We start from the raw sequence: 16,152 nt of genomic DNA, 5'->3' as shown, positions 1-16,152 counted from the left end.
GAGCTAACAATTAAAGAGTACGTTGTACTTCAACTGTTTCAAATACTTCGATTTGGTCACCAACACGTACGTCATTGTAGTTCTTAACGCCGATACCACATTCCATGCCGTTACGAACATCAGCAACATCGTCTTTAAAGCGACGAAGTGACTCAAGTTCACCTTCATAGATAACCACGTTTTCACGTAGTACACGGATTGGAGCGCTACGTTTAATAACACCTTCAGTAACCATACAACCAGCAATTGCGCCAATTTTTGGAGACTTGAATACGTCACGAACTTGCGCAAGACCAATGATTTCTTGTTTAAATTCAGGTGCTAGCATGCCTGACATTGCTTGCTTAACTTCTTCGATTAAGGAATAAATTACGCTGTAATAACGAAGGTCTAAGTTTTCAGTATCAATCACTTTACGAGCAGAAGCATCAGCACGAACGTTAAAGCCAACTACAATTGCGTTAGACGCTGCAGCTAGTGTCGCATCAGTCTCAGTAATACCACCAACACCAGAACCTACAATCTTCACTTTCACTTCATCAGTAGAAAGTTTAGTTAGTGAATCAGAGATTGCTTCGATAGAACCTTGAACGTCTGCTTTAAGTACCACGTTAACTTCAGAAACATCACCTTCAGTCATGTTGGTAAACATGTTTTCAAGCTTAGCTTTTTGCTGACGTGCTAGTTTAACATCGCGGAACTTACCTTGACGGTATAAAGCAACTTCACGCGCTTTACGCTCATCTTTAACTACAGTTGCTTCGTCGCCCGCAGCTGGAATACCAGAAAGACCTAAAATCTCCACTGGAATCGATGGACCTGCCGACTTGATGTCTTTACCGTTTTCATCGCGCATTGCACGAACACGGCCATACTCAAGACCACATAATACAATGTCACCTTGGTTAAGCGTACCAGATTGAACAAGTACTGATGCAACTGGACCACGGCCTTTATCAAGACGAGATTCAATAACAACACCTGCAGCCATACCTTCGGTAGGTGCTGAAAGCTCTAAAAGCTCAGATTGCATAAGTACGGCTTCAAGAAGGTCATCAATACCTAGACCAGTTTTAGCTGAGATATGAACGTACTGCGTATCGCCGCCCCATTCTTCAGGGATAACGTCTAGCTGAGCTAGTTCGTTTTTAACGCGATCTGGATCTGCGCCTTCTTTATCCATTTTATTTACAGCAATGATTAAAGGAACGCCAGCTGCACGTGCGTGCTGTACCGCTTCTTTAGTTTGTGGCATAACACCATCATCTGCTGCAACCACTAAGATTACGATATCTGTCGCTTTAGCACCACGAGCACGCATTGATGTAAATGCAGCATGTCCTGGAGTATCTAAGAAGGTAATCATATTGCCGTTTACATCAACATGGTATGCACCAATATGCTGTGTAATACCACCGGCTTCGCCAGAAGCAACCTTCGCAGAACGAATGTAATCTAGAGTCGATGTTTTACCATGGTCAACGTGACCCATTACAGTTACTACTGGAGCACGAGGCTCTGACTTACCATCTTCATGGCGGTCGTTAAGTACTGTTTGCTCTAATTCGTTTTCTTTAACAATGATAACCTTGTGACCCATTTCTTCTGCAACTAGTTGTGCAGCTTCTTGGTCAATCACTTGGTTAATAGTAACCATGTCACCCATTTTCATCATTGTTTTAACAACTTCAGCGCCTTTAACTGCCATGCGTGATGCAAGCTCAGCTACTGTAATTGTTTCGCTAATACGCACTTCATTTTTAACATCAACAGTTGGTTTTTGGAAACCATGCTGCAGCGATGCTGGTGCTTTTAATTTAGACTTGTTACGGCCTCTTGACGCTGCAAATTTATCTTTTGCTGGCGCTTTTTTCTTTTTCTTAGCACGGCGAGTGCCTTGCTCATCACGAGCATCGGCAACATCTTCTGCTTCACGTGCATAAGTCGAAGTCGTAAGATGGTGATCCGCTGTTTCTTCGCGTTTCTTACGTTCTTCTTCTTCTTTCTTCCAGCGTGCTGAATTCTCTTCAGCTAGCTTTCTTGCCTCTTCTGCTTGACGTTTCGCTTCTTCTTCAGCTTTCTTCAATGCGGCCTCTTCTGCTTCTTTTTGCAGACGCTCAGCTTCTATGCGATCTTTCTCAGACTTAGCACTTTGCTCTGGGGTCATCTGCTTTTGTTTCGCTTTACGCTCTGCATCAGCTTTGCGTTTAGCTTCTTCTTTGGCTTTACGGTCAGCTTCTTCTTTCGCTTTACGTTCTGCCTCTTGTTTCGCTTTTAATTCTGCGGCTTCTTGTTCAGCTTTTTGTTGCTGTTCAAGACGGGCTTTTTCTTCAGCGGCTAAGCGTGCTTGCTCTTGTTTTTGTTCCATTGCGCTTTTCTTCACGTAGGTACGTGTTTTGCGAACTTCAACTTGAACATCTTTAGCTTTACCCGTAGAACCAGTCACACTTAATGTGCTTTTGCTCTTACGTTGTAAAGTCATACGCGCTGGGCCATCTGAACCTGTACCACCATGATGCTTGCTTAAATGATCAAGTAACGTTGCTTTTTCAGCTTCTGTTACGTTATCAGTTGCTTGCTTAGTGATACCTGCTTGTGAAAACTGCTGTAGCAATTTATCAACAGTTGTACCTATATCGCCGGCTAGTTTTTCAACATTTACTTCTGCCATAGTGTGTAATACCTCCGTTAATAAATTACTCGTCTGCAAACCAACAAATGTTTCGTGCAGCCATAATCAGTTCACCCGCTTTTTCAGATGAAAGTTCTGTGATATCAACTAATTCGTCAATACCTTGCTCTGCCAAGTCTTCAAGTGTAACAACACCTTTGCTTGCCATAACAAATGCTAAGTGACGCTCTAAGCCTTCAAGCGCAAGTAAGTCTTCAGCTGGCTCTGCGCCATCTAAGCTTTCTTCCGTTTTAAGTGCTTTAGTTGTCAATGCATCTTTTGCGCGTGAACGCAATAAATCTACAGTATCTTCATCAAGACCATCAATTTCTAAAAATTCAGACGCAGGTACATACGCCACTTCTTCAAGTGTCGAAAAACCTTCGTTAATAAGTAATGATGCAAACTCATCATCTATATCTAAATTTTCAGTGAATAAGTTAAGTAACTTATCAGATTCAGCTTCATTTTTAGTACGCATGTCTTCAACAGTCATTACGTTTAGTTCCCAGCCAGTTAATTGGCTTGCTAAACGAACATTCTGACCATTACGACCAATTGCTTGTGCTAGGTTATCGGCTTCTACAGCGATATCCATTGAGTGAGTGTCTTCATCCATTACGATTGAAGCAACTTCTGCTGGCGCCATTGCATTGATAACAAATTGTGCAGGGTTGTCATCGTAAAGTACGATATCAACACGTTCACCACCAAGCTCAGACGATACAGCTTGAACTCGTGCGCCACGCATACCAACACATGCACCAATTGGATCAATGCGTTTGTCGTTAGATTTAACAGCAATTTTAGCGCGTGAACCTGGATCACGTGCAGCTGCACGTAACTCAATCATCTCTTCGCCAATTTCTGGCACCTCAATGCGGAATAATTCCATTAGCATTTCAGGTTTAGAGCGCGTTACAAATAATTGTGCACCGCGTGCTTCAGGTTTAACTTCATATAAAAGACCACGGATTCGATCACCCGGGCGGAAGTTTTCACGTGGCAACATGTCATCACGGTAAATTACCGCTTCTGCGTTGTTACCTAAATCAAGTACGATTGCATCGCGAGTTGCTTTTTTAACAACACCCGTTACCAGCTCGCCTTCTTGATCTTTGTATGCTTCAACAACTAAAGCGCGCTCAGCTTCACGTACTTTTTGTACGATAACTTGCTTAGCCATTTGTGTTGTAATACGGTCAAATTTGATTGAGTCAATTTGCTCTTCAACATAATCACCCATTTGCAAATCAGGTTCTTCAACCTGTGCTGCTTCTAGAGTGATTTCGCTGTATGGGTTCTCTAAAGAACCATCTTCTAATACAGCGGCAATTTGCCAGCGACGGAACGTATCGTAATCACCGGTTTTACGGTCAATTGCTACACGTACTTCAATTTCGCCATCGTGTTTTTTCTTTGTCGCTGTCGCTAGAGCGAACTCTAGAGCTTCAAAAATCTTTTCTTTTGGAACCGCTTTCTCATTGGAAACGGCTTCAGCAACCAATAATATCTCTTTTGCCATGGGTAATGCCTCGCTTGCCCTATTCCTTCGCACTCGAATTTAAAACTTCGCGATTAAATTCGCACGTTCGATGTTACTAAGCATGATCAGATGCTCTGCACCATCGCTAGATAGTGTGATCATATCGCTGCTAACTGCTACTAAGTCGCCTTTAAAATTACGACGACCATCCTGTGGAAGTTTAGTACGCACGCGTACTTCCTCTCCTTGCGCCTGCTCGTAGTGATCTTGTTTGAATAATAGACGATCAACACCAGGAGACGATACTTCCAAATCATATTCATTTGTAATTGGGTCTTCGACGTCTAAAATCGCACTAATTTGGCGACTGGCATCCGCACAGTTATCAACTGAAATCCCATCCTCATGAGCAATATATACTCTTAAGGTAGAATGGCGACCCGCTTGTACAAATTCAAGACCATGCAACTCAAAGCCTAACATTTCTACCGCAGGCGTTAACATGGTTACTAAATCTTGTTCAAGTTTTGTCACGAAAATCCTCCATACAAACAAAAAAAGGGCTTATAGCCCTAAAATACTGAGTTTAAATTTTAATTTGATAGCAATTGCCACAAATCGTAAGGTGCAGATACAACAACGCCCCGAACCAAGCGGGGCGTCACACCAATAAAGCATAAAACTGTGTGGCCGAGGGCCAAGCTTGGTTGCGAGTCAGTAAACTGACCTAATTAAACTACATAGCCTAAAACGCAAAACGCGCATTACTTAGAATGCGCGATATAAATTAGTAAGGTAATACCTACTAGTAGAATTGGTTGCGGGAGCCGGATTTGAACCGACGACCTTCGGGTTATGAGCCCGACGAGCTACCAGACTGCTCCATCCCGCGCCAATAGATATCAAACCTTAAATTTAATATCGCTGTTAGCTGTTATACAACACGCTAAACAATAGCCGCTATTATAAGGATGTACAGGATAATTAGCAACTATAATACGCAATTAGTTTATAAAATTTGCAATTCGTCAAGATGCTAATTTAATGTATATGTAAGTAACATAAGTAATCAGCCAACTTTATAAAATGCCCATACTTGAGTCATAAAATGTAGTAGCTTATTATTTCAGGATAAAAATCAGATAAACTGAAGTTTAATAACTCTTAAAATTCGTTTTAAAGGATCACTAATTACCAGAAAGTAAATAGATATAACAAAAAGCCATACTTTTACACTAAAAAACGTGCAGAATTTGAACTGCCCGCTATAATCAACATTATTCCTACTTGATAATAATAGTTATTACTCACTGCAACGAGATAAAAATGAATCAACAACAATCAGCATTATTAAATAACTTAACAATTATTGAGCCTAACTTTCATGCGTTTACGGCTAAATTTCATAGTAAATTAGCCCAATCTAGTATTGAGATGAATTACCCTACGGCCTTACAGTTTAACGAAAAGAGCTTTACCCTCTTTTGCGTATTAGAACGAATTGTTAAGCATTTAGATAAACCAGCATCGGTAGCTCCTTTTTTAGCTCACCATTTAATGTATCTAAAAAAAAGCGGCGCTTCACACAGTGACATTGCCCTTTTATCTAACGCTTTTTACGAAACCCTTGAAGAGCACCTTGGTAAACATTTTACTACTGAGAGTCAGCTCGCTTGGAAAAAAGCGCTTAGGTACTTTGAAAGCTTTGCAAGCAATGTTCTTTTCAACGTTACCAATGTGGTTTCGTTACAACAAAGAATGCAGCAAAAGCAAAGTAATAAAATTTAGATATTCAATTGGGGGGGAGACTTAATTTACTTAATCTCCCCTTAATCAGGAACGCCTTGATATGCGGTTAAACTTTTTTGCCCTATTGCTAACAGCACAATGTATTGCGTTATTTATCGCCTCTATTCGTTTTACTAATCTATTATTAAACTCAAGAAACAACTAATCCCCAGCATTAAAAACAGCAAACTATTGTCGTTATGCACTTAATTACTCCTATTTGCTTGTTGTAAAATATTAAAACGATCGTTTAATTAACTATGCCCGTATAAAAAAATTTGGCTTTACTATGACCCATCATAAAACACTTAGATTAATACTAGGCGATCAGCTAAACCCATCTCATTCATGGTATAAACAAAAAGACGACGACACGCTTTATCTCATCGCAGAATTAAAACAAGAAACCGACTACGTTAAGCATCACATTCAAAAACTGTGTGCTTTTTTTAATGCTATGGAAAACTTTGCAACTGCATTAAAAACGGCAGGTTTTAATGTTTTGCATTTGACACTTGACGATACCTCTGACGACAAAGACTTAATTGAATTACTCAAGCGAATTGCCGATAAATACCAATGCGAAACTATTGAATATCAATATCCTGATGAGTTTAGGCTTAAGTCTCAATTAGCTAAGTTTAAAAGTGATGGCTCATTTGATGTAATTGCCACAGATACTGAACATTTTTTATTACCGTTCACCGATATAAAAACACGCTTTACAAAAAACAAGCATGTGACAATGGAGCACTTCTATCGTGCTATGCGTAAGCAGTTTAATATATTAGTTGATGATACTAAGCCAACCGGTGGCAAATGGAATTTTGACAGTAATAATCGTAATAAATTTTCCAAAGCTGACTTAGCGTGTATACCAAAACCTAAGCTATTCAATAATAACGTCAAGAGCATCATTTCTCGCTTAAATAAGCACAAGATCGTTTACTTTGGCGAAATAGCCGATCAGAGACTAGAGTGGCCAACAACGCGTAAACAAGCTATTGAATCTCTAGAATACTTTTGCGAGCATTTACTTAGTTGCTTTGGTCACTTTCAAGATGCGATGACAGATCAAAGTAAAAATAATACCAGCTTGTACCATAGCCGATTATCGTTTGCCCTAAACGCAAAAATACTCCACCCGTTATATGTAATCAAACGTGTAATAAGAGAATACGAACAAAGACCAAGTGAAATATCCCTCTCGCAAGTAGAGGGCTTTACTAGGCAAATATTAGGTTGGAGAGAATATGTACGTGCCATTTATTGGATTAACATGCCCGACTACGCTGTTAAAAATCAATTACAAGCCAAAAACACACTACCATCTTATTTTTGGAACAGCTCAACAAAAATGAATTGCCTAAGCCACTCATTAAAACAAAGCCTTGAAACCGCTTATGCCCACCATATTCAACGCCTAATGGTTATTGGAAACTTTTGCATGCTTACAGGAATAAACCCTGATGACGTAGACAACTGGTACCTAGGTGTTTATATCGATGCCATAGAGTGGGTAGAGATGCCCAACACCCGAGGAATGAGCCAGTTTGCCGATGATGGAATAATTGCGACTAAACCTTATGCTGCAAGCGGTAACTACATTAATAAGATGAGCGATTACTGCAAAAGCTGTCAGTACGATGTTAAACAAAAAGTAGGTGATAAAGCTTGCCCGCTAAATAGCCTGTACTGGCATTTCATGAATAAACACAGAGACAGACTAGAAAAGAACCCACGTATTGGTATGGTATATAAAAACTGGGATAAACAAGAAAAAACACTCCAAGAACAAACGCTGCAACAAGCAACCTACTACCTTAATAATTTAGAAGCGCTGTAAACAAAAAAGCCGCCTCGAATGAGGCGGCTAAGTAATCAGGGAAATATGTACTTTAGAAGATTATTTACCTTCTATTAGATTGCTATTACCAATTTCAATTTTGCGTGGTTTTAGCGCTTCAGGGATTTCACGTTCTAAGTCAATACTTAGTAAGCCATTGGCTAAATCTGCGCCGAGTACTTTTACGTGATCTCCTAACTGGAATTTACGTTCAAAGTTACGCTCAGCAATACCTTGATGAATAAATTTACGCTCTGCGTTTTCATCTTTATTTGCTTTAGTACCTGTAACTTTTAATGTGTTATTTTCTGACTCAATGGTTAATTCGTTATCGCTAAAACCGGCAACGGCCATAGTGATTCTGTATTTGTCTTTATCGAGTGCTTCTATGTTGTAAGGAGGAAAGCTTGGCTGCTTATCTGTATTAGCTGCCGCATCCATAAGTGATGCTAAATGTTCGAAGCCGATAAATGAACGATAAAGTGGTGATAAGTCTACTGTACGCATAATAATACCCTCATATTTAAGCGATATTTTACATGTGCTCTTCTATTGAACAAGCTCAAGCAAAGTTTAATTAACAATATAAATTTCAATTATTTAAGTTTAATTTAGGACCCATCAGGCGTCCTACTAAACTATATATGGACGGTAAAATTGTTTTCAAGAGATTAATTTTAAAAAAATTAAAAATAAATAAAAAAAGGCACTAAAAAGCTGTCTCTTATACACAAATCCCTGCTAAGAAATTAGCGGGGATTTTTTTGAACTAAATCTCAATGTCATGATCAGATCTTCAAATCTTGTTTGAGGGCACATTATGATTAACGAACATACTCATTGGGCAAAACAACAATTCGGTAAATCGGACTTAGGTGATCCAAGAAGAACAGCGCGTCTGGTAAAGTTAGCATCAACGCTTGCAAATGAACCAGGAAAACCACTTGTGAACATCACTCAATCCCCCGCCGATATGGAAGGTGCCTACCGCTTTATTCGCAACGAGAATATTGACGCAACGGCTATAGCAGAGTCAGGCTTTAAAGCCACGGTTGAACAAGCAAAAAGTCATAACTTATTGCTCGCATTAGAAGACACGACCACACTAATTTATAAGCATTCCTCCATTCGAGATGATTTGGGTCATGTCGGACGAGGAGCAAAACAACGAGGCTTGTTAGCTCATAGCGTATTACTGTTTGCGCCAGACACAAAGCAAGTTGTGGGATTAATTGAACAGTCTCGCTGGAGTCGTGATATCAACACGATTGGAAAAAGAGAAAAACACGCGACGACTTCTTACGAAGAAAAAGAAAGTTACAAGTGGGAGTCAGCGTCACGAGCGATGGCAGAGCGGCTGCAAGGACAAATGGCGAACGTGATATCGGTGTGTGACCGCGAAGCGGACATCTACGAATACTTGCAGTATAAACTGACCGAGCAGCAACGATTCGTCGTACGCTCGATGCAAAGTCGTCATATTGAAGAAGGTGAGGATAAGCTCTATGCGTTTGCAAGCGAGCTGATGAGTGCAGGCACCAAACACATCCACATTGCACAAAAAGGAGGAAGAAAAGCCCGAAGCGCAACACTGGATATCACCTATGCGCCAGTGACACTCAAAGCGCCTTACAATAAGAAAGGACACTCCCTCCCAGTTTACTATGTCGGCTGTACAGAGCGAGGAAACGCTAAGAATGGCTTAAGCTGGCACCTATTAACCAGTGAACCAGTCACCAGCAAAGAAGACGCCTTAGCTATCATCACCTACTATGAGCACCGTTGGCTTGTAGAGGAATACCATAAAGTCTGGAAAAGTGATGGTACGGATATCGAAAGTTTACGCCTTCAAAGCCAAGATAACATGGAAAGATTGGTGACGATTAATGGCTTTATTGCGACGCGAATATTGCAACTAAAGTTCACCAATGAGCAGCCTGATTCTCCAAGTTGTGAACAACTGTTATCTCCCAAAGCATGGAAGTTATTGTGGTTAAAGAGAATAAAAACACCATTGCCTGAAACTGCTCCAAATATGTCATGGGCGTATCAGGAACTGGCAAAGTTAGGAGGCTGGAAAGATACCAAGCGCACAGGGCGTGCATCTGTGAAAGTGTTATGGAAAGGATGGCTTAAGTTACAAGCCATCCTGGAAGGCTACGATTTAGCAAAATCTCTTGAGTCAGACTTGTGATCAAGAGACAGCTAAAAAGTGCCTTTTGAAACCATGAAAATGAATGTTATTTAATAAATGTGCCTCGGATTGGATAGTCGTTTTCTCTAGAAAGCTTAATTCCACCTAGCAGTTGCTCTAAATCAGGACGAACAAATGGGCTGTTTGATATATCGACCATTTGAAGCTGATTTTTTTCATTAAGTACAAAAATGCCTGGCTCAGCAAATGGATGATCAGTTTCTGCATCACTGCGAGGCTCGCTGATATGTAGCCCTAAATCGGTCATTTGTTCGATTGTTAAACCATAGTAAATTGGGAAGTTAACATCTATTTTTTCAAGATGTTTATCAAGCTGCTCATGGCTATCACCACTTACCGCAACCACTTCAACACCAGCATCTTTAAAGTCTTTATGAACTTTAGCAAGCTCGTTAAGTTGCGCAGTACATTTAGGGCAGTGCTGGCCTCGATAAACAACAATCATTTTCCAGGGAGAGTCACTTACTCTATCAACTAAATCTACCTTGTTCTCATCAACATCACTCACGACTAGTGATGGCATAATATCCGCAGGTTTTAAACTAGTGTTACTCATTGCGATCTCCTTTTACTGTGTCAGATTAAAAATTAATTTGCTCTTACCCATAAAGCTTAGGGTAACTTTTATTAATTCAACCTGAAAAGTGTAATTAAAAATCGATTATAACTTTAAGACCATCCCTTTATTTTTCTATAAATGGTAGATGCACTAACCCCTAGATAAGCAGCAGCAAGAGGAATATTGTCTTCACAGCTTTTAATTGCATTTTCAATCGCCCTTTTTTCAACTTGCCACAAAGGTTCTATATCATGAACAGACATAGGCGATAGTTGAACACTCTGCTCGTTTGTATTGTGAACTGACTTAGCGGATATCGAGTGCTTCACAGCGCCTAATCCAAATGAGCTTGGTAGCATGTCTTTTTCAATTACATCGTCATCATTAATAACAACGGTGTTTTCAATTACATTTTGTAGTTCGCGAATATTTCCTGGCCAATCGTAATTACAAAAAAGCGCCTTAACTTCATCAGAAAAACCAGTGAAATGCTTTGCATTACTATCGCTTTTTTGTTTCAAAATATACTCAGCAAGCAGTAATATATCGCCTCCGCGTTCTCTTAAAGGGGGGAGCTTTACGGGGATAACATTTAAACGGTAATATAAATCTTCTCTAAAACGCCCTTCTGCAACCTCTATGATTGGGTTTCTGTTTGTTGCACAGACTAAACGAACATCGCTGTGTAATACTTCACTACTACCCACCTTACTAAAAATGCCTGTTTGTAAAAAGCGTAATAACTTTGCTTGTAAGTTAAGTTCCATTTCACATAATTCATCTAAAAATAAGGTACCGCCGTTGGCCACTTCAACAGCCCCTTTTTGATCGCTTAATGCCCCACTAACCCCCTGTGTCAGGATAGTTGTCGCCTCTAACTTTTAATAGAGGCAGATAAAATGAGACGTCGATTTACACAAGAATTTAAAGTTCAAGCTGTTGAAAAAGCATTATCTCAATGTGATGATGTTCGCCTAGAAGATATTGCGCTTGATTTAGGCATCGGTTATTCAACCTTGCAACGATGGATCGCGCTTGCTAAAAACCATGAACTTGAAACTAAAAATAATGGTAGTCACATGACAACAGAAAAACGCCCTCATGACTGGAGCTTAGAAGAAAGGCTTAACGCCATTATTGAATGTGCGAGTTTAGATGAAGCAGCTCTTAATGAATATTGCCGTGCTAAGGGGCTTTACCCGCATCATATTAAACAATGGAAGCAAGATTTTGCTAAAGGGCCTTCAACGAAGCCCGTAAAATCAGACAGCAAACAGCTCAAACAAGAAATTAGGCAGCTTCAAAAAGAGCTTAATCGTAAAGACAAAGCGTTAGCAGAAACAGCCGCCTTACTCGTACTCAAAAAAAAAGCAGATGCGCTTTGGGGTTTCAACGAGGACGATTAACCAGCTCAACTGAGCGTCATGAATTGATAAAGCTCATTACCGACGCGCAGAAATCAGGGGCAAGGCAAGAAAAAGCATGTGAGTTACTTGGTCTAACGGCAAGAACAATTCAACGCTGGATTGAAGCTGATGATATGACAGATAAGCGAACAAGTACGATAAAGCGACCACCTAACAGGCTAACTGAATTAGAGCAACAGCGTATAATTAAGACTGTTAATTCAATAGAATATGGACATTTACCACCCAGCAAGATAGTCCCTAAACTATTGGATAAAGGTGTGTGGATAGCATCAGAGAGCTCGTTTTATCGCGTTATGAAATCACATAAATTATTAACACACAGAGAAAAAGTTAAACCAAATAAAAAGATAAAAAAGCCAAAAGCACTCAGGGCAACACGTGTAAACGAAATTTATACATGGGATATCACGTATTTGCCAACAGCTGTTAAAGGTCAGTTTTTATACTTATATTTAGTGATGGATATTTATAGTCGAAAAATAGTTGGTTGGCAGGTTCATGACATACAACTAAGCACACTGGCGGCTGATTTAATGGTAGATATTTGCAGGCGAGAGCAGGTAAAGCCTGAGCAAGTCACGCTGCACTCGGATAATGGTAGTCCAATGAAAGGGGCAACGTTATTAGCGACATTGCAGGAGTTAGGTATTGTTCCTTCATTTAGCCGACCGTCTGTGAGTAATGATAATCCTTATTCTGAATCGCTATTTAAGACGTTAAAGTATCGCCCGGAATACCCTGAGAAAACCTTTGAAAGCATGAGTAGCGCAAGAAAGTGGGTTAGCGGATTTGTTGATTGGTACAACGATGAGCACTTGCACAGCGGTATTAAATTTGTCACGCCAAACCAGCGTCATTTAGGATTAGATGAAGCGATACTAGCGAAACGTCATCAGGTAAATGAGATGGCGAAATTACAAAATCCAATTCGTTGGTCAGGAAAGTCTCGAGATTGGACGATGATCAATGAAGTAAATTTAAATCCAGAGAAAAAAGAAGAAGTGCGGGCGGCATAAAATTTAATTTGATGCGACAACTAACTTGAAAAACACCGCTAAACGCACCTTTAACATGACCAAAAAATTCTGATTCAAATAGCTCAGCAGGAATAGCTGCACAGTTTATGGCAATAAATGGTCCTGTATTTCTCGGGCTTGTATCATGAAGGGTTTGTGCGCAAACTTCTTTACCGGTTCCACTTTCACCTGTGATAAATACACACGCTTTACTTCTAGCTGCACTATCAAGTAATCTAAAAACGGTTTTCATTGCCAGAGATTCACCAACAAAATCTTGATTTTTATCCCTGTTTTTAACCAATGGTTGAACTTTAACTTGCTCTTTTGGCGTCAAGGCACTTTCTACTGAACTAATGAGTCGTTGACTTGTGAAAGGTTTTTCTAAAAAATCAAAACCGCCTAAACGCATTGCTTCCACTGCAATATCAATAGAGCTGTTTGAGGTGATCATGACTACATTAGCAGGATTTTTCTGCTTATTTACAAATTGTAATACCTCAAGCCCACTTATATCTGGCAAGCATACGTCTTGTACTATGACCGCTGGCATTTTTTCTTTAATACCGACTAAAGCAGAGTACCCATCTGTAAAGTGTTTGCATTGGAAACCAGCCTGCTCAAGCTGACTTGCATATAAAGCACCACTGGCAATGCTATCTTCAACAATATAAACAAGACCTTTATCAATTATATCTGACACAGCTTTCTCCTAGATAGCTATACTATTACTCATTATTTGATACGCATCTCGGGTTTTATCCAAGTTGTGTTTAATAACAAGCGCTGCGTGCAAGTTTTCTTGTGTAGTTGACGGTGGCGAATCGTGTAATTGTGTTGCTAACGCGGCTAAAGCAGATGCACCATATAAAGCTGCTGAATTTTTTAAGACATGCATTACTTCTTTAATTTTTATAGTATCTTCACTACTAATTGCCGTATCTAATTGGTTAGCCATAGTAACTAATTCATCAATAAATAATTTAATTAAACGAGCTAACACGGTTGTCCCAACATCCTTTTCGAGTTGAGTTAATACATTTAGCTCGGTAATACTTTTATCGACAAACTGCTCTGATATGGGCATAGATAACCTTTGTGTAAGTTAAAACTTCTTACACTAATCAAATGTAAGAGTTGTAGTTTAAGAGTAATTTTTTTTTTGCATTTTGCAAATCAAAATGAATATAAACATTTACAAAGCCCAAGTATCAATACTTTTAGTTAACGTTTGCGGCTTATCTAGCAGGTACCCCTGAGCTATATCGCAACCAAGTTGTTCTAATATTTGTAATTGCTCATTCTCTTCAATACCTTCTGCTACCGTTTGTAAACCCAATCGTTGAGCCATCGCAATAATTGCGCTACATAACGTAAAGTCTTCATTATTAGTTGCAATACCACTTACAAAACTGCGATCAATTTTTAAACCATCAATATCAAATTGACGAAGTAAACCTAAAGAGGCATACCCAGTGCCAAAATCATCAATCCACACCTTTACGCCTTCTTTATGGAAGTTTTCAAACCCCTTAGCTATTTTATCAGGACTATGAATGAGCGCTGTTTCCGTTAATTCGACTTTAATAGCCTGTAGTGGTATTTGGTGCTTTTCTAGCAAAGACATTACTTTTGAAAACACATCACCATCTAAGATTTGTACCGGTGAAATATTTAATGAAACAGCAATATCTGTCATACCAAACTGCCGCATATGCTTTAAATCAGACAAGCATTGCTCAAAAATCCAGTCACCTAATTCTAAAATCATTCCCGATTGCTCTACATGAGGGATAAACTCATCAGGGCCAACAATGCCAAAGCGCGGTGATTGGCACCTTACTAGCGACTCAAAGCCGACCAGCTTTCCAGATCCCAATGATAAAAGCGGTTGATAAACCATTTTAAAATAATTATTTTGCATTGAATCAGACATGATTCTCTCTAACTCATGCCATCTTGCTAGATTGACTGGTTTTTCCGATTCTAGGTATTTAAACGCACTCATGATTTTGCTCCGGTTTCACTCTTAGTGACTTATTATATTAAAGAGCAATTTACAGGCCATTTTAAATACAAAAAAACAGAAATAAAAACCAATATATTCAGGTAGTTAAATTAAAATATTAAATGGATTTACTTCTCCCATTTCATTCGCATTTTGCAATTCAGTTTGCAATGCAGCTAAATTGGCAAGTGAGCGCTTAATCGAGCTTATAAAACACAGATAAGCCAGTTAATAGATACTGACCAAAGCTAATACTAGCAATTGTATATGAGAAAAGAGAAAGTTTTGATAAAACCCTGTTTAGGTTAAGCACCATCTAAATTTAAGAGAATATAAATAATTTTATGGGGAGGGATTAAAAAGTTAAATTGGTGGTAGGAACATAAAAAAACGCAGGCAACTATAAATAGTTACCTGCGCAAAAGTCTCTAGTTTGGAAGAGTGTCGTTATTTTCGTTTTTAGAAGAAGTTACATGTTGTGCATAGTTGGTATTTTGCGAGTCAAACGTATTACTCATCAACTGAGCGTTTTCAACATCAGCTTGTGTAAAAGTAATTGGCTGAATATCTGCCAGCGGTTCAATCGAATCGCTACCTCGTAAAACTGTTATACCTATTACTAAAGTGGCAACAAGCAAAATTGACAAAACCATAATTTCAGGTGTTAGTACCCAATTGTTACCTTTAGGCTGTTGTTTGGCTTTTGTGTTTGTTTGCATATTGCACCCCTTAAAAATTTAACTAAATTCGTCTTGATTTGATATTTAATATATTGCGAAAGTCGTGCCAACCAGATAACAACTTTACAAAAAAGTAAAAACCTTACAAAATCATGTCGTTAAAATAAATTAAAGGTATGATTGAGTATTTAAATAAAGTTCATAACATTTTATTTTTATTTTGAATTGCAATTTGCGAATCAAATTAAAAAAACACACACTAAAAACACTCATTAATTACTAAAAAATAAATTTAACTTACCCCTAAAATACTAGGTTAATTTCTCCGTTTATCAAGTTTTATGCAACACAAACCCACTTTTTATATTGTCTGTTGATCTTTGCGGATTAAAATTCGTTCAAACTACAGGCGGTTTAATCCCGGTGCGAGGTTTATAACCCAGCGGGCTCTGT

The 16,152-nt window shown here is 39.0% G+C and carries 14 protein-coding genes and 1 tRNA gene; 4 read left to right on the top strand and 11 right to left on the bottom strand.

Annotated features, from left to right (window positions below):
* Nucleotides 1-10 precede the first annotated feature (10 nt).
* The 4 genes from infB to RB214_RS05550 form a co-directional block, all read right to left on the bottom strand.
* Nucleotides 11-2,671: a translation initiation factor IF-2 gene (infB, locus tag RB214_RS05565; RefSeq protein WP_309168580.1), complete on the bottom strand. Its 2,661-nt coding sequence runs from the start codon at nucleotides 2,669-2,671 to the stop codon at nucleotides 11-13.
* A 25-nt stretch (nucleotides 2,672-2,696) separates the two neighbouring features.
* A complete protein-coding gene (gene nusA, locus RB214_RS05560; protein ID WP_182671311.1) occupies nucleotides 2,697-4,196 on the bottom strand; it encodes a transcription termination factor NusA in 1,500 nt (499 codons plus the stop codon).
* Nucleotides 4,197-4,235: 39 nt separating this feature from the next.
* Nucleotides 4,236-4,691: a ribosome maturation factor RimP gene (gene rimP, locus RB214_RS05555; protein ID WP_002958482.1), complete on the bottom strand. Its 456-nt coding sequence runs from the start codon at nucleotides 4,689-4,691 to the stop codon at nucleotides 4,236-4,238.
* Between the two features lie 281 nt (nucleotides 4,692-4,972).
* Nucleotides 4,973-5,049, bottom strand: a tRNA-Met gene (locus RB214_RS05550).
* Between the two features lie 434 nt (nucleotides 5,050-5,483).
* Between RB214_RS05550 and RB214_RS05545 the strand changes: the two genes are divergently transcribed.
* Entirely contained in the window at nucleotides 5,484-5,945 is a 462-nt protein-coding gene (locus RB214_RS05545) for a globin domain-containing protein (protein WP_309168579.1), read from the top strand.
* A gap of 289 nt (nucleotides 5,946-6,234) precedes the next feature.
* Nucleotides 6,235-7,791, top strand: a complete 1,557-nt coding sequence (locus RB214_RS05540; protein WP_309168578.1) for a cryptochrome/photolyase family protein — start codon at nucleotides 6,235-6,237, stop codon at nucleotides 7,789-7,791.
* A gap of 60 nt (nucleotides 7,792-7,851) precedes the next feature.
* On the opposite strand, the gene RB214_RS05535 is transcribed toward RB214_RS05540, so the two are convergent.
* Nucleotides 7,852-8,298 carry an Hsp20 family protein gene (locus tag RB214_RS05535; RefSeq protein WP_024595972.1) on the bottom strand — a complete coding sequence of 149 codons (447 nt, stop codon included), beginning with the start codon at nucleotides 8,296-8,298 and terminating at the stop codon, nucleotides 7,852-7,854.
* Between the two features lie 313 nt (nucleotides 8,299-8,611).
* On the opposite strand from RB214_RS05535, the gene RB214_RS05530 reads away from it, so the two are divergent.
* Complete coding sequence (locus RB214_RS05530; RefSeq protein WP_024598303.1) at nucleotides 8,612-9,985, top strand: IS4 family transposase; 1,374 nt, start codon at nucleotides 8,612-8,614, stop codon at nucleotides 9,983-9,985.
* A 46-nt stretch (nucleotides 9,986-10,031) separates the two neighbouring features.
* Here RB214_RS05530 and RB214_RS05525 read toward each other — a convergent pair whose 3' ends face one another.
* On the bottom strand, nucleotides 10,032-10,562 hold the full coding sequence (locus RB214_RS05525; RefSeq protein ID WP_309168577.1) for a peroxiredoxin-like family protein: 531 nt from the start codon (nucleotides 10,560-10,562) through the stop codon (nucleotides 10,032-10,034).
* A gap of 113 nt (nucleotides 10,563-10,675) precedes the next feature.
* Complete coding sequence (locus RB214_RS05520; RefSeq protein WP_375144337.1) at nucleotides 10,676-11,374, bottom strand: sigma 54-interacting transcriptional regulator; 699 nt, start codon at nucleotides 11,372-11,374, stop codon at nucleotides 10,676-10,678.
* Nucleotides 11,375-11,464: 90 nt separating this feature from the next.
* On the opposite strand from RB214_RS05520, the gene RB214_RS05515 reads away from it, so the two are divergent.
* A protein-coding gene (locus RB214_RS05515) for an IS3 family transposase (RefSeq protein ID WP_309168576.1) occupies nucleotides 11,465-13,011 on the top strand; the annotation gives its coding sequence in 2 pieces (ribosomal slippage) (nucleotides 11,465-11,924 and nucleotides 11,924-13,011; 1,548 coding nt in all).
* Here the strand turns inward: RB214_RS05515 and RB214_RS05510 are convergent.
* From RB214_RS05510 to RB214_RS05495, 4 genes are all read right to left on the bottom strand, one after another.
* Entirely contained in the window at nucleotides 12,959-13,714 is a 756-nt protein-coding gene (locus RB214_RS05510) for a sigma 54-interacting transcriptional regulator (RefSeq protein WP_309168575.1), read from the bottom strand. The genes RB214_RS05515 and RB214_RS05510 overlap by 53 nt on opposite strands.
* A gap of 9 nt (nucleotides 13,715-13,723) precedes the next feature.
* Nucleotides 13,724-14,098 carry an Hpt domain-containing protein gene (locus RB214_RS05505; protein ID WP_039489282.1) on the bottom strand — a complete coding sequence of 125 codons (375 nt, stop codon included), beginning with the start codon at nucleotides 14,096-14,098 and terminating at the stop codon, nucleotides 13,724-13,726.
* Between the two features lie 108 nt (nucleotides 14,099-14,206).
* Entirely contained in the window at nucleotides 14,207-14,947 is a 741-nt protein-coding gene (locus RB214_RS05500; protein WP_309168574.1) for an EAL domain-containing protein, read from the bottom strand.
* A 500-nt stretch (nucleotides 14,948-15,447) separates the two neighbouring features.
* Complete coding sequence (locus RB214_RS05495) at nucleotides 15,448-15,738, bottom strand: hypothetical protein (protein ID WP_182671308.1); 291 nt, start codon at nucleotides 15,736-15,738, stop codon at nucleotides 15,448-15,450.
* Nucleotides 15,739-16,152: the final 414 nt, after the last annotated feature.

Source organism: Pseudoalteromonas sp. HL-AS1 (assembly GCF_031198785.1).
Lineage (GTDB): Bacteria > Pseudomonadota > Gammaproteobacteria > Enterobacterales > Alteromonadaceae > Pseudoalteromonas > Pseudoalteromonas distincta.
This window is presented reverse-complemented; position numbering and strand designations above follow the sequence as displayed.

What these genes read in the sequence shown, in the direction of transcription:
- RB214_RS05495 (WP_182671308.1), bottom strand. Translation starts at nt 15,738, where the DNA reads ATGCAAACAAACACAAAAGCCAAACAACAGCCTAAAGGTAACAATTGG.
- nusA (WP_182671311.1), bottom strand. Translation starts at nt 4,196, where the DNA reads ATGGCAAAAGAGATATTATTGGTTGCTGAAGCCGTTTCCAATGAGAAA.
- RB214_RS05545 (WP_309168579.1), top strand. Translation starts at nt 5,484, where the DNA reads ATGAATCAACAACAATCAGCATTATTAAATAACTTAACAATTATTGAG.
- RB214_RS05540 (WP_309168578.1), top strand. Translation starts at nt 6,235, where the DNA reads ATGACCCATCATAAAACACTTAGATTAATACTAGGCGATCAGCTAAAC.
- infB (WP_309168580.1), bottom strand. Translation starts at nt 2,671, where the DNA reads ATGGCAGAAGTAAATGTTGAAAAACTAGCCGGCGATATAGGTACAACT.
- RB214_RS05505 (WP_039489282.1), bottom strand. Translation starts at nt 14,098, where the DNA reads ATGCCCATATCAGAGCAGTTTGTCGATAAAAGTATTACCGAGCTAAAT.
- RB214_RS05530 (WP_024598303.1), top strand. Translation starts at nt 8,612, where the DNA reads ATGATTAACGAACATACTCATTGGGCAAAACAACAATTCGGTAAATCG.
- RB214_RS05500 (WP_309168574.1), bottom strand. Translation starts at nt 14,947, where the DNA reads ATGTCTGATTCAATGCAAAATAATTATTTTAAAATGGTTTATCAACCG.
- RB214_RS05525 (WP_309168577.1), bottom strand. Translation starts at nt 10,562, where the DNA reads ATGAGTAACACTAGTTTAAAACCTGCGGATATTATGCCATCACTAGTC.
- RB214_RS05535 (WP_024595972.1), bottom strand. Translation starts at nt 8,298, where the DNA reads ATGCGTACAGTAGACTTATCACCACTTTATCGTTCATTTATCGGCTTC.